This is a genomic window from Labrys sp. Lb11 (assembly GCF_057554225.1).
Map to the genome: position 1 here is coordinate 300,387 of NZ_BAAJOT010000003.1, position 16,176 is coordinate 316,562.

Annotated in this window: 14 protein-coding genes; 7 read left to right on the top strand and 7 right to left on the bottom strand. The window is 66.3% G+C overall.

Features of this window, described 5'->3' with window-relative positions; translation table 11 throughout:
• Positions 1-31: 31 nt before the first annotated feature.
• Together AC27L4_RS11285 and AC27L4_RS11290 are read right to left on the bottom strand one after the other, a co-directional pair.
• Positions 32-229: a hypothetical protein gene (locus AC27L4_RS11285; protein ID WP_487142218.1), complete on the bottom strand. Its 198-nt coding sequence runs from the start codon at positions 227-229 to the stop codon at positions 32-34.
• 670 nt (positions 230-899) lie between these two features.
• Positions 900-1,106, bottom strand: coding sequence for a hypothetical protein (locus tag AC27L4_RS11290; protein WP_487142219.1), 207 nt, complete (start codon positions 1,104-1,106; stop codon positions 900-902).
• Between the two features lie 748 nt (positions 1,107-1,854).
• Between AC27L4_RS11290 and AC27L4_RS11295 the strand changes: the two genes are divergently transcribed.
• The 5 genes from AC27L4_RS11295 to AC27L4_RS11315 all read left to right on the top strand — a co-directional run bounded on the left by AC27L4_RS11295 (position 1,855) and on the right by AC27L4_RS11315 (position 7,612).
• On the top strand, positions 1,855-3,276 hold the full coding sequence (locus AC27L4_RS11295) for a hypothetical protein (protein ID WP_487142220.1): 1,422 nt from the start codon (positions 1,855-1,857) through the stop codon (positions 3,274-3,276).
• A 331-nt stretch (positions 3,277-3,607) separates the two neighbouring features.
• On the top strand, positions 3,608-3,967 hold the full coding sequence (locus tag AC27L4_RS11300) for a hypothetical protein (protein ID WP_487142221.1): 360 nt from the start codon (positions 3,608-3,610) through the stop codon (positions 3,965-3,967).
• 11 nt (positions 3,968-3,978) lie between these two features.
• Entirely contained in the window at positions 3,979-4,956 is a 978-nt protein-coding gene (locus tag AC27L4_RS11305) for an SH3 domain-containing protein (protein ID WP_487142222.1), read from the top strand.
• A gap of 73 nt (positions 4,957-5,029) precedes the next feature.
• Positions 5,030-7,045, top strand: coding sequence for a hybrid sensor histidine kinase/response regulator (locus AC27L4_RS11310; protein ID WP_487142223.1), 2,016 nt, complete (start codon positions 5,030-5,032; stop codon positions 7,043-7,045).
• Positions 7,046-7,180: 135 nt separating this feature from the next.
• Positions 7,181-7,612, top strand: coding sequence for a globin family protein (locus tag AC27L4_RS11315; RefSeq protein ID WP_487142224.1), 432 nt, complete (start codon positions 7,181-7,183; stop codon positions 7,610-7,612).
• A 21-nt stretch (positions 7,613-7,633) separates the two neighbouring features.
• On the opposite strand, the gene AC27L4_RS11320 is transcribed toward AC27L4_RS11315, so the two are convergent.
• Complete coding sequence (locus AC27L4_RS11320; RefSeq protein ID WP_487142225.1) at positions 7,634-8,521, bottom strand: response regulator; 888 nt, start codon at positions 8,519-8,521, stop codon at positions 7,634-7,636.
• Between the two features lie 29 nt (positions 8,522-8,550).
• Between AC27L4_RS11320 and AC27L4_RS11325 the strand changes: the two genes are divergently transcribed.
• Entirely contained in the window at positions 8,551-9,213 is a 663-nt protein-coding gene (locus AC27L4_RS11325; RefSeq protein WP_487142226.1) for an SH3 domain-containing protein, read from the top strand.
• 196 nt (positions 9,214-9,409) lie between these two features.
• Here AC27L4_RS11325 and AC27L4_RS11330 read toward each other — a convergent pair whose 3' ends face one another.
• The 3 genes from AC27L4_RS11330 to AC27L4_RS11340 form a co-directional block, all read right to left on the bottom strand.
• Positions 9,410-10,933, bottom strand: a complete 1,524-nt coding sequence (locus tag AC27L4_RS11330; protein ID WP_487142227.1) for a calcium-binding protein — start codon at positions 10,931-10,933, stop codon at positions 9,410-9,412.
• A 696-nt stretch (positions 10,934-11,629) separates the two neighbouring features.
• Entirely contained in the window at positions 11,630-13,141 is a 1,512-nt protein-coding gene (locus AC27L4_RS11335; RefSeq protein WP_487142228.1) for a calcium-binding protein, read from the bottom strand.
• 430 nt (positions 13,142-13,571) lie between these two features.
• A complete protein-coding gene (locus tag AC27L4_RS11340) occupies positions 13,572-14,294 on the bottom strand; it encodes an alpha/beta fold hydrolase (RefSeq protein ID WP_487142229.1) in 723 nt (240 codons plus the stop codon).
• 483 nt (positions 14,295-14,777) lie between these two features.
• On the opposite strand from AC27L4_RS11340, the gene AC27L4_RS11345 reads away from it, so the two are divergent.
• Positions 14,778-15,395 (top strand): class I SAM-dependent methyltransferase, encoded by a 618-nt coding sequence (locus AC27L4_RS11345; RefSeq protein WP_487142230.1) that lies wholly within the window; start codon positions 14,778-14,780, stop codon positions 15,393-15,395.
• Positions 15,396-15,532: 137 nt separating this feature from the next.
• Here the strand turns inward: AC27L4_RS11345 and AC27L4_RS11350 are convergent, their stop codons facing one another.
• Complete coding sequence (locus AC27L4_RS11350; RefSeq protein ID WP_487142231.1) at positions 15,533-15,994, bottom strand: group II truncated hemoglobin; 462 nt, start codon at positions 15,992-15,994, stop codon at positions 15,533-15,535.
• Positions 15,995-16,176 lie beyond the last annotated feature (182 nt).

Here is a 16,176-nt window from a genome sequence, read left to right on the forward strand (position 1 = left end):
AGCAGCCCTGCCGGGATCCGCAGGGACGCCATCATGGCGCCATCCGCTCCGCCGGACCGAAGTCGACCGCTACCTCGACCGTGGCCACGACGTCGCGGTCGAACCAGCCGGGCGCGCCATAGAGGTTGTCGCGCGGCTTGTAGATCTGGCCGAGCAGCGCGACGCGTAGCCTGTCCGGCACAGACCGGCCCTGCGGCCAGTCCCGGACGGCGAGGTCCCGTTCCGTCATGCCGGGATGCAGCCCCGAACAGGATCGCGCGGTCGCGCGCGAGATAGAAGGCCGGCTGGCCGATGCCGTCCAGCGGCGAATCGAAGGCGAGCAGGCGCCCGAAGGCATTGCTCGTCGCCGCCGACAGGTTGGTGATGTCGAACCCCACCAGCAGCGCGTCCGGAGGTCCGGCCCCCGGCTCCAGCTGGACGGCTTCGCACCGAAACGGGCGTCCTGCACGGCCACCCGCCAGCGCCCGGTCTCGACTGCTTGCCCGTCACGGCGGCCACGATCGGCACCGGCCGGGCTCCGACCACGGCGACCGCCAGCGACAGCAACGCCGCCGCGCCGGCCCCGACGCCGGCGATCGCCCGCACGGCCATGCGCCGGCGCAGCGACGGCAGATCCACGCGGGCCATGCCCCGCCCTACCTCGCCTGTCGCCGGACAGTCTCCGGCCGATGGATGGCGGACCGGCGGCCCGCCCGCTCACAGGACATCGCATTCCTCGCAGCCCGGCCCAGCGCCGGGACGAGGAGCCACATTAGAGCAAAGCGCGTTTTGGTGGAAACGCGCTTTGCTCTAACTCCTTGTTTCGACGCGTCTTTGCGACTTGACGCGATTCCATCAAATCGCAAAACGCTTTAGCCGACCGCGGCATATCTCAAACCATCGCCGACCGACCGGGGCCTTTACAGCAGGAAGTCGCCGGCCTGGAGCGAGGCAACGTTGACCAGGTGGACGGAGAAGTCGAGGCGGCCGTCACCGTTGGTATCGCCCTGCAGGAAAAGGTCGCCGCCGCGTGCGACATAGCGCAGCTCGCCGGCATGGCGGGTGAAGGCATCCGTGCCGATGAAGGAGCTGCGTGCCGCGGCCCGGACAGAGGCGGCGAGCGGCATCACGGTTTGCCGAATCCGGGGCTGGGCGCTCGGCGAAACATGACGCTTCGCCACAGGCAAAGCGGGGACAACGTCCTCACGTTGCTCCCAAGCCACAGCCACAACAGACAGATCTTATCGTGTCGTGGAAAAAGGATCCGAGACGACCGAACGTCCGATTAACAAGCCCCCCACACGCCAATGCTGGGCCGATTTCGCCGATCCTGACTAGACCAGCCTCATCCCCTCGTCATCAAAAGGCCAGTCCGACAGATCGCCAGGAAAATAGTACCGCCGACTCTTTCTTTTTGGCCAAACAATGGTAATCCGATGCAAAATATGCCACAGTGAACAAATTTTCGAGCTTTCTACCTTTCCGGAATGATATCAATCTGCTATCTATTTATCGGAGGTTGCTTAGGATACAGAAGGAAGATCATGACGATCATACTTCATCCGAGTCAGCATGTTGATGATAATACATCAACAGTCCTTGGAGCCGATAGCTACAATGGGCCTACAACCGCGACTTCACAAACAGATGACGCCTCCCACACGCCGATTTTTCGGCCCGACTCAACCACCTCGCCCTGATCCATGCCAACGACTTTCCCTTATGATACAGTAATGGCAATTACTTCCAATGAACTCTTGAATTTTAACCATTGTCGTCTGCGTTTTTGTTAGAAAATTGCGTAACGGCAAGATGTAGTACCATAGTGCCACGCTGACCAGAAAAAACTCCTCGATAACTGGAGCTAGTAATACAATGGTTGACCTTCCCAGCAACACCACGACGACTGCGACCTTTTCCGGCGACGTACAGATGGCCGCTTCCTTCTCGGGCGACTTCGAGCAATTGGGAGATAGCGACTGGATCGGCCTTCACCTGGTCGCCGGCACCACCTATCGCTTCTTCGCCCGTGACGAGACGACTCCGGGCGTGAGCGGCGATGCCTACCTCCGCTTCTTCGACGCCCACGGTGTGGAACTCGCTCACGACGATAACAGCGGCAGCGGACAGAACGCCTACATCAGCTTCACCGCCACGCACACCGGCACCTATTTCGTCGGTGTGAACGACGTCGGTAACGCTACAGGGCGCTACACCGTCGATCTCATCAGCAGCAATTATCATGGCACGGTCATCATCAACGACGAGGTTGTTGACCAAGGAACGAACGATTGGCAGCGCTTCACGTCTGGCACGCCGAGCGACGACTTCATCGACAATGAGGATTTTGACGCGGAGGTCGAAGACACCATCTTCGGTGGAGCCGGGGACGATACGATCATCGCTGGGCAAAATTATGTTGACCCAAAGTTGGATTACAGCGACGCAAATAATACTGTGTATGGCGGGACAGGTTCTGACCATATTTATGGCGCTTATCGAGACGACACCCTCCACGGCGATGACGGGAACGATCACGTTTCCGGTGGTGCCGGCAACGATTTGGTTTGGGGCGACGCAGGCAATGATACGATCGAAGGAAACCAGGGGGCAGACTCGCTGAGCGGCGGCACTGGCGCTGACAAAATGATCGGTGGCGACGGCAGCGATACTTATTATGTGGACAATGCCCGCGATGTGATCGACGAAACCAACACGAACGGCCTCGACAAGGTCTATGCGTCGGTTAGCTTCAACCTGTCCGACTCTTTCCATTGTAAAGGTAAAGTCGAAAATCTGATCTTAACCAACATTTACGATATTAATGGTACCGGCAATGCCGTCGCCAACCAGATCTTTGGCAATGGCGGTATCAACACCCTCAAGGGCCTTGCGGGTAATGACAACCTCGACGGCCGCGGCGGCAATGATGCGCTGATCGGCGGCGCTGGCGCCGACCAGTTGAGGGGCGGGGCGGGCGCCGACAGGTTCATCTTCAACGCCGTGTCGGAGAGCACGGTCTCGGCTTTGGGCCGCGATACGATTCTCGACTTCAGCAGCGCTCAGCACGACAAGATTGATCTGCACGGCATCGACGCCAACACCGTCGCCAGCGGCAATCAGGCCTTCCACTTCATCGGCAGCGGTACGTTTACCCATCACACCGGCGAATTGCGCTACGAGACGCACGACGGCAATGTCTATCTCTACGGCGACATCAACGGCGACGGGAGCGCAGACTTGTCCGTGCAAGTCAGCCACCTTGCGACGATCCACGCAAGCGATTTCGACCTGTAGGTAACGGGAAGGCTCCGAGAGAGTCCCTGCGGGACCATAGCCGCCATCGTAGGTCGTCCCGGCGACTAAATCGCCCGGATCCAGTCGGCATCACCGAGGCTCGAACTCGCCGTTGAGGGACGGTCCCGTCAGAGGCGAACCAGGGATGGTGGCTGTCGTCATGGAGTCGGAGGGGATGTCAACCATGGCGGAGCTTCAGGCGGGACGATGAACTATAGGAGGAAGCTGCAGCAAGGAGCGCTCGGCTGAAACCTGGCTGAAACATGCCGCGAAAACGGGCGAAACCGGCCCCTGGCAGAGTGTCGGCGGATCACAATGAAAGGATCGCCCGATGCTCCCCGCCATCGACCGCCGCGGCTTCGCCCGCATCTTGCTTGCAGGCGTCTTCCTGTCCGCCGTCGATCCCGCCCTTGCCGCGGGACCGGCCACAAAGCTCTTCGCCTTCGTCGGTGAGCAGGGCGAGATCGTCGTGGCGCTGACGAAGGAGGACGCGGCGCTGGGGACCGATGCCGCGGCGATCGGCCAGGCGCTGCGCGAGCGCGGTTCGCTGACGGTGTGGCGCTATGCCGTCCGCAAGGCGAAGGACGGCGAGCTGGAGCAGGCGCCGCTGGCGAAGGTCGGCATGTCGGCGCAGGGCATTCTGCGGGTCGAGCCCTACAAGACGCCGCTTCGCGTGGTGCCGGCGGAATGAGGCCCGGTCCGATGTCCCGTCTCGCGACGGCGGCCGCGGTCGCAACGCTCCTCGCCGCGGCGGACGGCCCTTCTTCGGCGCAGGAGCTTCCGGCGGCGCCGCAGAGCCCGGCGCAGCGCCTGGCCGCGGCGGACGCGGCCAATCCGCAATGGCGCGAGGCTGCCGCCCGCGCGCTCCCGGCCGGCTGGGTGCTCGGCCGCCTTTACCGCCTGGACGACACGGCCGGAACGGCGCGCTTCGCCGCCTTTCCGCAGGGAGCGGATACGCCGTGGACGCCCGGCAACGCCTTCGACCCCGGTCGGACCGTCGAAGTGACGCTCAATGGCCAGGTCGTTGCCGGTGTCCGTGTCACCGCGCGCGCGCCGGATGACGGCGACGGGAGCGACGAGGACGAGGTCCGCCTCATGTCGGAGCTGCGTGCCGCAACGCGGGCGGAGGCGGCGAGCGGCATCACGGTCTGCCGGATCCGCGGCTGGGCGCTCAGCGAAAGCAGCGCCGGCACGCCTGTCCGCCGGACGCCGTCCGACGACGCCCCGATCGCCGGACGGCTCGCCCCTCCCTATGTGTCCCAGGACACCGACGCGTCTTCCATCGACGGATGGCGGGCCGAATTCGACATCACCGGCTACAAGGACGGCTGGTTTCGCATCGCCCATGCGACGGCGCCGGGCTCGGCCTATGACGACGAGCCGCCGCGGAGCCATCCCAGGACCTATGCCGGGACGGGATGGGTCCGGGCGACGGATGTCACCGGCGCCTACGCCAACACGCAGATGCCCGTGCCGCGGCTGCTGCAATATCCCCATGTCGACGCGCAGCCGTTTCAGCCGGGCGACTCCATCGCCGACCATGACGGCAATCTGCCGATCGACGGCACGCTGGTCCGGCTGCACGCCTGCTCGGCGGATTGGGCCCTGACCACGAGCAGGGACGGCCAGCGGGGCTGGTGGCGCGGCATCTGCTCCAACCAGGCGACGAATTGCAGCTGAGGGCTCGCGAAACACACGCGAAACACACGCTGTCTATCGTGGGGCGGTTTTTCGTCTCCCGGAAGGACAGGTCATGCCTCCATCGTCCAAGGTGCGCGCAGCCGAACCGGAGCGGACGAGCGGGAGCGCCTTCGAGCCGGTCGAGGCGGGCCTGCTGCAGGCCCTGTTCAGCGGCGTGCCGGGCCGGGCGGTTTTCGTCGACGCCGCCCATGTCTGCCGCTTCGCCAACGCGGAGTTCCTGGCCTTCGTCGGCCTGCCCGAAGCCAAGGTCATCGGCCGCACCATCGGCGACGTTCTCGGAGACGCGGTCGTCGCCTCCTACGCCCCCCATTTCGAATCGCTAGGCCGTGGCGAGCCGCTGCAGTGGGAGGGATGGGCCGAGTATGGGACGTTCGGCCGCCGCTACGTGCAGGAGACCGTGACGCCCTATCGTCGCGGACCCGACTCGGCGATCCTGGGCTTCATCGCCATTGCCCGCGACCTGACGGATCTGAAGCTGCGCGAGCAGGAGCTGGCCGATCAGGTCGCTCTGCAGAAAGCGACGGAAGCCTATCACGCGGCCGTGGTGCGCACCGCCCTCGACGGCATCGTGGTGATCGACGGCGACGGCCTGGTGGTGGATTTCAACCCGGCGGCCGAGCGGATCTTCGGGTATGAGCGGAACGCGGCGATCGGCCGTCCGATCGTGGACCTCATCATTCCGGCGGATTATCGGGCCGCGCATGAGCATGGCCTGAAATCCTATCTTGCGACCGGCGCGAGCCGCGTCCTCGGCCAGCGCCTCGAACTGCCGGCCATGCTCTCGACGGGCGCGACGATTCCGATCGAGCTGACCATCACCGACGTGACGCTGGGCGGGCGGCGGCTGTTCGCAGCCCATATCCGCGACCTTCGCGCGGCGAGGCGCGCGGAGGCGGAGATTCGCGAGCAGCGCAATGCGCTCTACCAGAAGGAGAAGCTCGCCGCGCTCGGCTCGCTTCTCGCCGGCGTCGCCCACGAGCTGAACAACCCGCTGTCCATCATCACCGGGCAGGCGATGATGCTGCGGGAGGCCATGGAGGATCGACTCGTCGCCGACTGGAACGGCCTGACGGGACGCTGCGAGCGGATCGAGAAAGCGGCAGACCGTTGCGCGCGCATCGTGCGCAGCTTCCTCGCCATGGCGCGCCAGCGCGAGGCCGAGCGCAGGCCGACCCGGCTGGCGACGGTCGTGAACGAGGCGGTGGAGCTTCTCGCCGACACCATGCGCGCAAGCGGTGTCGAGGTCGAGCGCCACTGGCCGGACGACGTGCCGACGCTCTCGCTCGACGCCAGCCAGATCCATCAGGTCGTGCTCAATCTCCTCGTCAACGCGCAGCAGGCGCTCGAGCAGGCGGGCGGCGCCGACCGCAGGATCGCCGTCCGCATCGATGTCGACCGTGAGGCGGGGGCGGTGTCGCTGTCGGTCGACGACAACGGACCCGGCGTGCCGGAGACGATCCGCAGCCGCATCTTCGATCCGTTCTTCACCACCAAGCCACAGGGGGCCGGAACGGGGATCGGGCTTGCCGTGTCCCGCGGCCTGGTCGAAGCGCATGGCGGCAGCCTGACGCTGGGCGAGGCGCCGCTGGGCGGGGCGCGCTTTGCCATCCGCCTGCCCTATGAGCCGGCGCTCGGAGAAATCGACGCCCTCCCGGACAGCGGCGCGGTTGCCGCGCCCGGGCCTTCGCACGCGCAGAGCGTGCTCGTGGTCGATGACGACGCCGCGGTCGCCGAGCTCCTGGCCGAGTTCGCCGGCCGCATCGGCTATGCGGCCGTCATCGCCAACAGCGGCAACGAGGCCAAGGCCCGGGTCGCCGCCCGTGCGGGATGCTTCGACGCGATCCTGTGCGATATCCGCATGCCGTCGGGCGACGGCCCGGCCTTCTACGACTGGCTGCTGGCGCATTATCCGGCGCTGAGCCGGCGGATCGGCTTCGTCACCGGCGACACGCTCGGCCCGCTGGCCGGCCGGTTCCTGGCGCGATCGGGCTGCCCGATGCTCGAAAAGCCCTTCGCCCTGGACGACATCCGCGCCTTCCTGGCCGATCTGACCAAGCCGCCGGGATGAGGCGCATGGCTGGCCCGGCAGAATGGCCCGCCCGGGCCGAAAATCCCGTGCCTGAAACAGTTGAAACAAATCGGACCGAGAGGGGAAACCGCGCGCGTCCATCGTGCCGGCATCGAAACCGCTGGGATGACGGCCATGGACGAACGCAAGATCGCTCTGCTCGAAACCACCTTCGCCGAAGTCAGACCCGTGCAGGAAGAGACGGCAGCGCTCTTCTATGAGCGGCTCTTCGCCAACGACCCGTCCCTGCGCCCGCTCTTTGCCGGAGCCGACATGGATGCGCAGGGCAGAAAACTCATGGGAGCGCTCGGCTTCACTGTCGGCTCGCTACGCAAGCTTGACGCGCTGGCCCCGGCCTTGGAAAGCCTCGCCGTCAGGCATGTCGGCTACGGCGTCGAGCGCGGGCACTACGACACGGTCGGCAAGGCGCTGATCGAGACGCTGGCGCTGTTCTTCGGCGTGCGGTTCACAGCCGAGACGCGCGCGGCCTGGGCCGAAACCTACAAGCTCGTCGCCGGCGTCATGACGCGTGCGGCCTATGGCGAGGCCGAGGCGGCCGCAGCGTGAGCGGCGCGCCATGCGGACCGATCACCCGCCGCGGGCCGTCACGAACATATAGCCGACCCCGCGAATGGTCTTGATCGTCGCCGGCTTGGCCGGATCCGGCTCGATCTTCTTGCGCAGCCGCGTGATCCTGACGTCGATGCTGCGGTCGAAGGGCTCGTTGTCGCGATTGTGCGCGAGGTCGAGCAGGCGATCGCGCGTCAGGACGCGGTTGGGATGCTGCGCCAGCACTCTCAGGAGATCGAATTCCATCGCGGTCAGCGGATCGCGTGAGTTGTCGGGGAGAATGAGGCAGTGCCCTTCGAGATCGAGCTTCACCTTCCCGAAGGGGACGACACGTCGGTCCGACACGTCCGGCGGCACTGGAGGCGCCGCTGCGGGCTGGGCGGCGGCCGGCGGCTCCCGCTCGGCGGCATCGCGCCCGTTGCGCCGGAGAACGGCCCGGATGCGCGCCTTGAGCTCCCGCAGATCGAAGGGCTTGGTCACATAGTCGTCGGCGCCGATCTCCAGTCCGACGATACGGTCGACGACGTCGCTTGCGCCGGTCAGCATGATGATGGGAACGCCGGACCCGGCCCGGATGCGCCGGGCGATCGAGAAACCGTCTTCCCTGGGAAGGTTGAGGTCGATGATCAGGAGATCCGCCGGATGATCGGCGAGGGCCCGGTCGAGCTCGCTGCCGCTGCCGACACCTCGCGTGGCAAATCCCTGTCCGCCGAGATAGTCGACGACCATCTCCCGCAGATCCTGATCGTCGTCCACGACGACGACACGTCCGGCATCACCACCGTTGCTCAAATCCGCAGGTCCAGCCTCGGTCACGAATCGATCCCGCATAGAGCCCGGCAACCGATTCCGGGTGTGCGGCATAGCACAGTGCGACACATTGAAAGCGGGCCTTTCCGGAAGCAAGAATGATCCTCCGAATTTTGCTGCAACACATGCGTCGCCCTCCCCTGATATCGCTCGCCGTCGTGCTGACACTCTGCGGCACATCGCCGGCCCGGCCCGACGACGCCCAGACCCCGCGGGACCTCCAGCTCCCGTCCAGCCTGCACGCCTGCCGCGCCGGCGCCTATCTGGTCGACCAGGACATCGCCGGTGTCGCCGTCAGGAAAGGGCCCGGCACGGCCTCGGCGGCGATCGCCATGCTTCCAGCCCTGCGGATGAAGCAGGGCGGCGGCGGACTCGAGCTCTACGGGGCCGAAGTCAAGGTCGTCGGCGCGGATGGCAGGGGCTGGTTCCTGATCGAGGGCGCCGAATACGACCCCGAGGACGATGCGGACGGGCCGCCCCGCAAGGTCCGGACCTTCGGCGAGACGGGCCGCGTCTACAAGGGACGCGGCTGGGTGCATGGTTCGCGTCTCGGAACGGAGATCGTGGCGTCCCGCGGCTTGCGGTCAGGCCCGGACCGCTCGGCCGGGACCGTCCATCCCCTGGCCCTGTCCGACGCGGATGCGGAGGTCGACGCAACCTTCCTCGACTGCAGAGGCGCCGCGCTGCGCCTCAGGGCCAGGGATCGGGGCAAGACGATCGAGGGCTGGATCAACCCCGAGATCGACGGCGAGAAACTCTGCTCCAGCCAGCGCACCACATGCAGCTGACGGCGCAGCCCGCCATGGTGACCTTCAGGCTGGGCGCCGAACCGATGGGACGCCACTGCGGCGAGAGGTGCTCGGCCGAGCTTCGGCATAAGCACGGAACCGTCGGACAAGAACTCCATGTCCCCAAAGAATCGAGGAGGCCTTCGATGGAACTGCCGCGGCGGGATCGCATCCGATCCCGCCGCGGCAGGTCTCGTCACACGAGCAGCAGGAAGTCGCCGGCCTGGAGCGAGGCAACGTTGACCAGGTGGACGGAGAAGTCGAGGCGGCCGTCGCCGTTGGTATCGCCCTGCAGGAAGAGGTCGCCGCCGCGTGCGACATAGCGCAGCTCGCCGGCATGGCGGGTGAAGGCATCCGTGCCGATGAAGTTGAAGGACTGCAAGCCGTCGGTGACGACATCCGCATCGATGCCGCTCAGGTCGATCTTGTCGCCCTGGGCGGCGCTGAAGTCGAGGATGGTGTCGCGGCTGCTGACGGAGGGGCTGTCGGCGGTGGTGTTGAAGACGAACCTGTCCGCCCCGGCCCCGCCGAGCAGCCGATCGGCGCCGGTGCCGCCGATCAGCACGTCGTCGCCGGCCCCGCCCAGCAGCGTGTCCTTGCCCGCGCCGCCGACCAGAAGGTCGTTGCCGGCCCGGCCATCGAGCCGGTCGTCGCCGTCGAGGCCGTCAAGGATGTTGGCCCCGCTGTTGCCGGTCAGCTTGTTGGCGAGGCCGGTGCCGGTGCCGGTGAGGTCGGCCGTCCCGGTCAGCACCAGGTCTTCGACCCCGCCGAGAACATGCAGCGCGTCCGACAGGCTGAAGCTGATCGAGGCATAGACCTTGTCGGTGCCGGTCGAGCCCGTCTCGTCGACCACGTCGCCGGCATTGTCGACATAGTAGATGTCGTCGCCATCACCGCCGGTCATCGTGTCGGCGCCGGCGCCGCCCAGGAGCGTGTCGGCCCCGGCGCCGCCGGTGATCGCATCGTCGCCGTCGTCGCCCCACAGCAGGCTGCCGTCGTTGCCGCCATGGATCTCGTCATTGCCGGCCCCGCCGTGGATGCGGTCATTGCCGGCGTCGCCGTAGAGGATGTCCGCGCCGTCGCCGCCGAAGATCTGGTCGTTGCCGTCGCCGCCATGGATCGTGTCGTCTCCCCCGTCGCCGAACAGGGAATCATTGCCGGCATCGCCCTGGATGACGTCGTCGCCTGTGCCGCCCGACAGGAAATTGTCGAAGAAGTTGCCGATCAACTGGTCGTTGCCGGCGCCGCCCAGCGCATCGAGGGCGAGCCCGAGAGTGATGGTGTCGTTCCCGGCCATGCCGAGGATGCGCTCGGCAGGCAGGCCGAGATAGATGTCGTCACTGGGCGACAGCAGGCGGTCGATGGCGGGAACCGCGCTCACGCCGACGGTGTAGGCGGTCGAGGGGAACGGATCCTGCACCTGGACGAAATAGGTCCCGGTCACGGCCGCCATATAGGTGAATGACGGGTCAATGCCGATAAAAGGCGGGGCGCCGGCGACATACAGGCCCGTCGCATCGAGGAGGCTGACGTTCAGCATCGACGGTCCCGCCCAGCCATCGTCACTGCCGTAGAAGCTGTAAGTGGTCCCGGCGACCAGGTCGACCCGGATCCAGTCCGCGTCCCCGGGGCTTTCGAAGTCTCCGCCGAAGGACGCCCCCGTCAGGGGCGAACCGAGGAAGGCGGCGGTTGTCGTGGAATCGGCGGGAAAGTCGACCATGGCGGGGGCTTCCGGATGGAGCAGGAATGGACGAGAGGGCGGTGCGGCGCGGAACACATCGGCAGCATCGCGTGGGTACCATGAAACCCTTAGGGAAACATTGCATTTCCTCAAAGGATCGGAGGCAACGCGGGGAGGACTGCAACAGCCAAGATTTCTGCGCCGGCTTCACAACGGTTGATCTCGGCTGCGAAACGCGAAGGCATCAATCGACAATTTTCTGTTTTGCATGACCAAACAGAGCCCCGGTCTGTGCGCGCTGATCCGCCGGGATTTCTGAGCTGTTCAAATCCTCTGTTTTCGTCAGGGCCTATAGTCAGATGATATTAGGCTCTTCGACCAGGACGATCCCTGCGAGCCTTGGCGACCGTCGGGTGTAGCCAGGCCCGCCGGCATCATGACGGGAGGCACGCCATCTTCCACGGCCGGCACTGCCGCAGCATGAAACTTGCCGGTCTTCCAACTCCGACGGCTCGTTTCGAACCGTCGGAGCCGGAAGACTCGGGACGCCCTGCCCAGAGCAAAGCGCGTTTTGGTGGAAACGCGCTTTGCTCCAGCTCCTTGTTTCGACGCGTCTTTGCGACTTGACGCGATTCCGTCAAATCGCAAAACGTTCTAGCCTCGAAGAACCGCAAGTCCCTTCGGCAAGGATCGCCTCCGCTCCGCCAGGCCAGCCGCCGCTGGCGGCCGCTGCCGTCACAGCAGGAAGTCGCTGGCCTGGAGCGAGGCAACGTTGGCCAGGCGGACGGAGAAGTCGAGGCGGCCGTCGCCGTCGACGTCGCCCTGCAGGAATGCGTCACCGCCCCGCGTGGCATAGCGCAGTTCGCCGGCATGGTGGGTAAAGGCGCTCGTGCCGATGAAGTTGAAATGCTGCACGCCTTCGGCGGCACTCAGGTCGAAGTTCAGGTCGATCTTGTCGCCCTCGGCGGCGCTGAAATCGAGGATGGTATCGCGGCTGAGGACGGATGGACTGTCGGTGATGGTGGTGAAGACGAAAGTGTCCGCCCCGGCCCCGCCGAGCAGCCGGTCGGCGCCGTCGCCGCCGACCAGGGAGTCGTTGCCGGCTCCGCCCAGCAGCGTGTCGTTGTCCAGGCCACCGATGAGCCGGTCGTCGCCGTTCCGGCCGTCGAGGCGGTCGGCGCCGGCGAGGCCATAGATGTCATTGCCGCCGCTGTTGCCGGTCAGCCGATTGGCGAGGCCATTGCCGACGGCCTCGTTGTCGCCCGTCCCGGTCAGCACCAGATCCTCGACGTCGCCGGCCACGCGCAGCGGATCCGTCAGGTTGAAGCCGAACGCGGCATAGATCTTGTCGGTGCCGGTCGAGCCTGTCTCGTTGACGATGTCGCCGGGATCGTCGACATAATAGATGTCGTTGCCGTTGCCGCCGGTCATGACGTCGGCGCCGGCGCCGCCCAGGAGCGTGTCGCCCCCGGCGCCGCCGATGATCTGGTCGTCGCCGTCGTCGCCCCACAGCAGGCTGCCATCGTCGCCGCCATGGATCTCGTCGTCCCCGGTCCCGCCATGGATGCGGTCATTGCCGGCGTCGCCGTAGAGGATGTCCACTCCGTCGCCGCCGAAGATCTGATCGTTGCCGGTACCGCCGTGAATGCTGTCGTCTCCCCCGTCGCCGAACAGGGAATCATTGCCGGCATCGCCCTGGATGATGTCGTCGCGTGTGCCGCCCGACAGGAAATTGTCGAAGCCGTTGCCGATCAACTGGTCGTTTCCGGCGCCGCCCAGCGCATCGAGGGCGAGCCCGAGAGTGATGGTGTCGTCCCCGGCCATGCCGAGGATGCGCTCGGCGGGCAGGCCGAGATAGATGTCGTCACTGGGCGACAGCAAATGGTCGATGGCGGGAACCGCGCTCACGCCGACGGTGTAGCCGGTCGAGGGGAGCGGATCCTGGACCTGGACGAAATAGGTCCCGGTCACGACCGCCATATAGGTGAATGACGGGTCAATGCCGATCAGAGGCGCGGCGCCGGCGACATACAGGCCCGTCGCATCGAGGAGGCTGACGTTCAGCATCGACGGTCCCGCCCAGCCATCGTCACTGCCGTAGAAGCTGTAAGTGGTCCCGGCGACCAGATCGACGCGGATCCAGTCCGCGTCTGCGGGGCTTTCGAAGTCACCGCCGAAGGACGCCCCTGTCAGGGGCGAACCGAGGAAGGCGGCGGTTGTCGTGTTACCGGCAGGAATATCGACCATGGCGAGGGCTTCCGGATGGAGCAGGAATGGGCAAGAGTGCGTTGCGGTAGGGAATGCACCGTCAGCGTTTCCCGGGTACCATGAAACCGTTAGGGAAGCATCTCATTTCCCCGAAGGATCGAAGGAAACTCGGGGACGACTGCAGCAGCCAAGGTTTCTGCTCCGGCTCGATGATGGCTGATTTCGACTGGGAAACGCGCCGTCATCGATCGAAGACGTCCTGTTTTGCATGACCAAACAGCCCCCCGGTTCCTGCACGCCGATCTGCCGGGTTTGCCGAACTCTTCAGCTCCCCTGTTTTCGTCGGGGCCTTTATTCCAGTGACATTCGGACTATTCGCGACGGATCAGGTTCTCGGGCCCGCGACATCCATCTCGACGCCGGCCAGCCCGACGATCATCGGATGGCTGCCGCGTCTCGCTCCGCCTTTCTATCGTCCGGCGAACTCGGCGATGCGCGAGACCAGGGCCGCATCCTGGCCGCCGAAGCCGTGATGCGCGCTGAAGCGGCAGGGATTGCCCTGTTCGGTGCCGCCGCTCAGCCACGTCACCTCGACCCTGCCGCCGGCCCATGCCTGGAACGGCGCCACCCCGGCCGGCCGGGTGAAACGGCAATGGTCGTCGCGATGATGCACCACCAGCGTCGGCGGCAGCAGGCGCGGCGTGCCGAGGATCGCGGCAACGCTTTCTGCCGGGCCGGACGCCTCGCTGAGGAAGCCCGACGTCAACACCAGCTTGTCCGGCCGCGCGCCCGCGGCCAGCCCCTGCGCCGCCCGCTGCGTTCCCTTGCTCGTCCCGACCACGACGACGGGTCGCCCGAGGCCGGCCATGAACTCGACCGCGGCGGCAAGGTTCGTGCCGAGCTCGACGAGCAGCACATTGTAGCCCCGGGCCGCGAAGGCGTCGCGGTTGCGGATGAGGGCATTGTCCCCGCCATCGGCGAAGCGGCCGCCGTCGCCGACATTCAGCCGGCCGTTCCCCCCTGTCAGCAGGAGGATGCTGCCCTTGGGCTTGTCGACGCGGACGAGGATGTTCGGCACCCCGGCCACCGCAACGGTCTCGCCGCCCTTCACCGTCCGAACGGTTTGCGCGACCGGGCCCGCGGACGGTCCGACCGCCAGGCAAAGCGCCACGGCGCCGGATACGGCCGACAAAATGCTGTTCCGGGACATCATCCGGCGACTCCGCTGCAGGCGTTCGAGAGCGCCGACACTGGCCAAGGACCGGATGCCCCACAAGCAAGGAATTTTCGCCCGAGCCATGAGAAAAATTCGAGGCGTCGAGCGCAGTTGGAGATCACACGGAAAATAGCCGGCTATGCGTAGTTTGACGAAGGCCCTCGCCGCCGCGCCCGGATGCGATCGTCCTGCACGGTGCGAGCAGCCGGGACGACCGCCGGTTTCGATCGTCCTGCGTCGCCCGAGGCCGGAGGCATGGAGCGGGGAGCCGGACATCGACCGGCTGCCCGCCCCGCATCGAAGCCGCCCCCTGCCCCCGGACTTGGCGCCGGGCGCCGGGCGCTGCTACAGGCGTGGTATGGTGATGTGCCGGATCGGCGTCCGAGGCGCGGGCCGGCGGCAGCGAGGACGGCGGGGAGGCAACGGGTGCCGGGCGGCAAACCGACGATTTTCACGACGATGCGAACCGAGGACGTGATCGAGGCCTATGCCCGATGGGCCCCCGTCTACGACATCGTCTTCGGTCCGGTCCTGAAGCCGTCGCGCATGGCGGCGCTTGCAGCCCTGCCGCCCGGCACCCGCCGTGTCCTGGAGGTGGGCGTGGGCACCGGTCTGTGCCTGCCCGATTACCCGCCCCATGTCGGCGTGGTCGGCATCGACCTTTCCGCCCGCATGCTGTCGCGCGCCCGCGCCCGGGTCCGGCGGCAGGCCATGACCCATGTCGAAGGCCTGCACGAAATGGATGCGGCGGAGCTGTCCTTCGCCGACGACAGCTTCGACGTGGCGATGGCCATGTACGTGATCACCGTCGCGCCCGATCCCGTCGGCATCATGGCCGAGATGCGCAGGGTGGTGAAGCCCGGCGGCCGGATCCTCGCCGTCGGCCATTTCGCATCGGACGCGGCGGCCGGCAGACCGGCCAGCCGGGCCCTGACGGCGTTCTCCCGCCTCGCGGGCTGGAGCACCACGGTTTCGGCCTCCCAGCTTCGGCGTCTGACCGGCCTGCGCCTCCTGGCCAATCGGCCGGCCGGCCTGCTCGGCGTCCATCGCCTGCTGGAGTTCCAGGTCGAGAAATAATCCGGCCCCGACACGTCATGCCTCGCGGCCACCGTCCCGCCGCCACGCCTGCGTCGCCCGACGCGGCTGGACCGGGACAGGGCGGAGCATCCGGGATCGCCGAAATCTGCGCGATGCGACTGATGGCGTGATGACCGTCACTCGCCGGCGACGGGAGAATCGATCGGTTGGGACGCGGTCGCCGCTTCCGCGGCCAGACGGATGGGATTGACGTCGTGCACGACATGGGCCGCCCGGGCGAGCGTTCCCATGACCCTTGCCTTGATGTCGGCATCGATGCCCGCCCGGTCGAACGCCATGTCCATGCAGCGTATCCAGATGTCGCGGATCTCGGCCGTGATCGGTACATGGGTATGGATGGCGCGGACGTCCGAGTGTCCGTGAAACTCGACGTAGACACGCGGGCCGCCAAAGAACCCCATCAGGAATCGGGTCTGCTCGACACGGGCATGGGCGATGCCGTGCCCGTCGAGATGCAGGACGTGCAGGGCGGCGGCGGCCGGATCCTGCTCGATGATGTCGTAGAAGCAGTCGACGAGACGGGATATCCCGTCTTCGCCGCCGAGCTGATCGTAGACGGAGGCAGGGCGTCCGGTCATCATGCCTATCCCATCCCGTGGCCGTACGGGAACGCTAGCATCGCCATCGGCGGCGCGCCATGAGACACTCCCTCACAGGCAACGGGACAGGCAAGCGATCCGGTCAGTCCGGGCCTTCATGTCCGTTCGCCCTCCTGTATCGATCGGATACGCGGCAAACCGCTTTGAACTGTCCGGCCGCC